Here is a 4,277-nt window from a genome sequence, read left to right on the forward strand (position 1 = left end):
GGGGGGGCCGCGGCGGGGGGCGGCGCTAGCGGCGCGGGGGGCCGCTGATGGGGGCGGCGGGGGCGCGCTTGACGACTTTGGGGTCCATGCGGCGGATGAGGATGGAGGCGATGATGACGCAGATGAGGCCTACGACGACGCCGGCGGCGATGTCGGTGACGTAGGTCGAGACCGTGTGCTGCCAGGTCGGGTCGACGACGACCTTCGGGTTGATTTTCTTCGTCGGGTCGTCGGGGCGGGTCACGCCGGCCAGGGTGATGCGGTTCAGGTCGGCGATCGACGCCATGGAGGCGAAGCCCCAGCGGGCCGGCGCGATGTAGGAGACCTGCTCGAGGCCGACGGTGCCGTGGACCGGGACGATGCCACCGGAGAAGATCAGCTGGCCCATGGTGAGCAGGACGAGCAGCGGCATGGTCTTGTCCGCGTTGTCGACCATGGCGGAGATGAGCAGGCCGAGCATCGCCGAGGCGAGCGAGACGACGATGACGGCGATGAGCATCTCGAGGAGCGAGTTGCCGAGGACGAGTCCGGTCTTCGGGGTTCGCCCGGCGAGGCCGATCAGGGTGAAGGGGATCGCCTGCGCGATGGTGATGAAGACGAGGACGACGACCTTCGAGAGGATGTAAGCCGACCGGGACAGGCCGATGGCTCTCTCTCGGCGGTAGATCGCCCGTTCCTTGACGATCTCGCGGACCGAGTTCGCCATGCCCATGAAACAGGCGCAGAGAACCATGATCAGCAGGATCGTTGGACCGTCGGAGTTCGGGGAGAACTGTTTGGCCTGATCTGCCGTCAGCTCGAAGTTTCCACCGATGGCTCTGGGGATCAGGCCCAGCAGGAACGGGAAGGCGATGATCAGCCGTAGGTAGGACTTGTCCGAGGCGACGACGGCCATCGTTCGTCGGCTCAGCGTAGCCAGCTGGGAGGCGACGGACTGCTGGCGCAGCGAGGGAAGCTCCTCCGGCGCGGGCCGCGCCGAGGGCGCGGTGATCGAGGCGGGCACGAAGTACCGGGAGTTGCGGAACTTCGCGGCCGACTCGGCGCCCGGTGTCGCCTCCAGGTTGAGGAAGACGTCCGGGTAGTCGCGCTTGCCGAAGAAGGTCAGCGCCTCTCCCGGCGGCCCAAAGTAGGCGACGTAGCCGCCGGGCGCGAGGACGAGGATGTAGTCGCAGAGGTCGAGCTGGGCGACGCTGTGGGTGACGACGACGACGGTCCGGCCGTCGTCCGCCAGCTTGCGCAGCGACTCCATGACGTTCTTGTCCATGCCCGGGTCGAGGCCGGAGGTCGGCTCGTCCAAGTAGAGCAGGGTGGGCCGGGTGAGCAACTCGAGTGCCACCGAGGTCCGCTTGCGCTGACCACCGGAGAGCCGCGAGACCTGGGTGTTCGCGTGCTGGGTGAGGCCGAGCTCGGCGAGCACCTCGTCGACCCGGGTGCGGCGCTCGTCCTTGGTGACGTCCGGCGGGAAGCGCAGCTGGGCGCCGTACTCGAGGGCCTTGCGGACCGTCAGCGAGGTGTGCAGAAGGTCTTCCTGCGGCACGTAGCCGATCCGGCGCCGCAGTTCGTCGTACTCGGAGTAGAGGTCCCGGCCGGCGTAGCGGACGGTGCCCTTGTCCGCGGGGCGGAAGCCGGTCAGGGCGTTGAGCAGGGTCGACTTGCCGGCGCCAGACGGCCCGACGACGCCGAGCAGGGCGCGGCCGGGCAGCTTGAACGTCATGTCGTGCATGAGCTGCTTCTGGCCGGCCCAGACGTTGAGGGCGTCGGCCTCGAAGCTGACATCCCCGGAGTCGATGTACTCGACGAGCTGGTCGCCCTCGAGCTGGAAGATGTGGTGGCCGACGGCGATGACGTCGCCCTGGTTCAGGTCCGTCCGGTTGATCCGGCGACCGTTGACGAACACGCCGTTGGCGGAGTCGAGGTCGGCGATCTGCACGCCGCCGCGGCCGATGTAGAGCTCGGCGTGCCGGCGGGAGGCGAGCAGGTCGGTGATGACGACGTCGTTGTTACGGGCGCGGCCGATCGACATCGTGCCCTGGCGCAGGCGGTAGGTGGTGCGCCGCTCGTGCTCCTGCTCGAGGCTGGTGAGGCCGGCGGCACGGTCGCGGTCGTCGCGGTCGTCGCGGTCGTCGCGGCGGCGGTCGTCGTAGTCGTCGTAGTCGCGTCCACGCTGCGCCGGGCTCGTCGCGCCCTGGTGGGCCCGACCGCCGCCGCGGTTGCCGGTCGCCCGCGGCGGGGTGTAGCCGGTGGCGTTGGGCAGCATGGTCTGCATGTCGTAGCCGGGGTCGTAGGCCGGCTCGTCCACCGGGCCGCGGCCCTGCGGGAACTCCTCGTGCACGACGACCTCGGGGCCGGTCGGCGTGCCGAGCCGGAACCGGATCTCCCCGTCGACGGCGACGGCCTCGGGCATCCGCTGGCCGTCGAGCCAGGTGCCGTTGGAGCTGACGTCGCGCACTACCCAGCCGCCGCCGGTGCGCTCGATGAGGAGATGACGACGGGACACCCGGCTGTCGGCGATGACGTAGTCGGCGGTCCGGGCACGGCCGATGATGAACTGGGCGTCGGCGGGTACGGTCGCCGCACCAGCTTCGGTGACGACTCTCAGGAAGGTCGTCTGCACGTGTTTCCCCCTTCGCGACGGGACTCTGGCCGGGTTGTCCCGCCGAACTCCACCATGTCACCAAGTCGAGCGCTGTCACCAGTTCGAGCGTTGTCGCCAGATCGAGCGCTGTCGCCAGATCGAGCGCTGTCACCAGTTCGGACGCCGGAACCAGGCCTATCCACGCCGCCCGGGCGGGCGGCGATGCCACATCGAGCGGTCACGCGGGTTGACCGATCATGCCGGATGTCCGATCGTAGCGTCGAGGGATGACCTTGATCCACCCCGGGTGACGATTGACGGATGCCGCCGCCGCGTTTGGACCTGTGGACATCTCTCGGGTTCCGCCGCCTTTTCGATTTTGATCTTCATCCTGGCCCTTCGGGCCTGCCGCTGAACACGGATTCACCCCGGGCCCGGAGGCCGATCCCCGATGGCGACGGGCACCTGCGGCGCGCGACTCCCGTGCGGCACTTTATGAGAATGCCGCGCGGAGCACCGCGGGAGTGGCGAATGTCGCCGATCTGACCGGCCGGGCCACCGCATCGCCACGGGTTCCGCGCGTTCCGCATCCGGCCGATTCCCGCACGTCATCAGTGGTGGCTAGAACCGTCGACAGTCCACCGACCGGCGCCGCGGCATGGCCGCGGCATGACGGAGGCGCGGCATGGCCGCGGCATGACGGAGGCGCGGCATGGCCCGCCGCGCGGGCCCGGGTGCACGACGGCACCCGACCGGCGGCCAGCCGCAGCGGCATCGGTACCGCTGGGTCACCGATAGCTCGCAGATGGCTCGCAGATGGCTCGCCGGTCGGACGGCGCCGATCCGAGACACCGTGAACGTGTCACGAATCATCTCGGCCAAACGGAAAAGCGGTCCGTGCTGCGCCGATCGGTGACGGCAAGTTATTTCGCGGGCAGGACCAGGTCCTTGGCGGTCGCTGTGAGAGACAGGCCGGTCGCGTTTGTCGACGCCTTCACCAGCTTCAGGTGGAACGGTAGCCCGGACACCGGGATGGGGATCGCGGGGAACACTCCGGTCGGCAGCGGAATACTGAAGTTCAGCCCACCCACCACCTTCAGCCCGGACGGTGCCAGCGTCAGGGAGTTGTCCGTGACCCCGAACGTCGTCACGCCGCCCACCTGCTGGGAGCGGAAGCCGGGCACGTCCACGGTGCCGAGCACCTCCACCTGCTTGCCACCGTCGACCGGGTTCACCTGGACGGCTCCGGCCTGCTTGGCGAGATAGGCGTTGAGGTCGGCGTAGGTGATGAAGACGGTGGCCCGCACCTCGTCGACGGGCACCTGGCCCACGTTGTCGGTGAGGGCGTCGCCCAGCGGCACGTGCACGCCCCGCAGGTGGGCCTTCACGGAGCTGATCTTCGGGCCGGGGGTCGGGATGCCGTCGATACCGACGCCGATGTCGGTGAACTTGCCGAAGAGCACCTGGGTGAGGAAGGGGAACCCGCCGATGCTGACGTCGGTGACGGTCGGCACCGGGTCGCCGGGCTTGAGGTTCTCGGCAACCGAGGCCTCGACCTGCTTGCGCATCTGCCCCTTGGCGATGACCACACCGACCCGGTCGCCCACCACGAACAGCACCACGAGCACGACCGCGATGATCGCCAGCAGCCGGCCGCGCCGGCGCTTGCGCGGCGGCTTCGCCGGCGTGGGGCCGGGCGGCC

At 69.4% G+C, this 4,277-nt stretch carries 2 protein-coding genes; both read right to left on the reverse strand.

Annotation, left to right across the window (positions count from 1 at the left end; genetic code table 11):
* Positions 1-25: 25 nt before the first annotated feature.
* Positions 26-2,614 carry an FHA domain-containing protein gene (locus tag MXD58_RS21365; protein WP_248839182.1) on the reverse strand — a complete coding sequence of 863 codons (2,589 nt, stop codon included), beginning with the start codon at positions 2,612-2,614 and terminating at the stop codon, positions 26-28.
* A gap of 884 nt (positions 2,615-3,498) precedes the next feature.
* Positions 3,499-4,277 (reverse strand): LmeA family phospholipid-binding protein (locus tag MXD58_RS21370; protein WP_250609800.1); only part of this gene is annotated, 779 nt, incomplete at its 5' end.

This window comes from Frankia sp. AgKG'84/4, assembly GCF_023242965.2.
Taxonomy (GTDB): Bacteria; Actinomycetota; Actinomycetes; order Frankiales; family Frankiaceae; genus Frankia.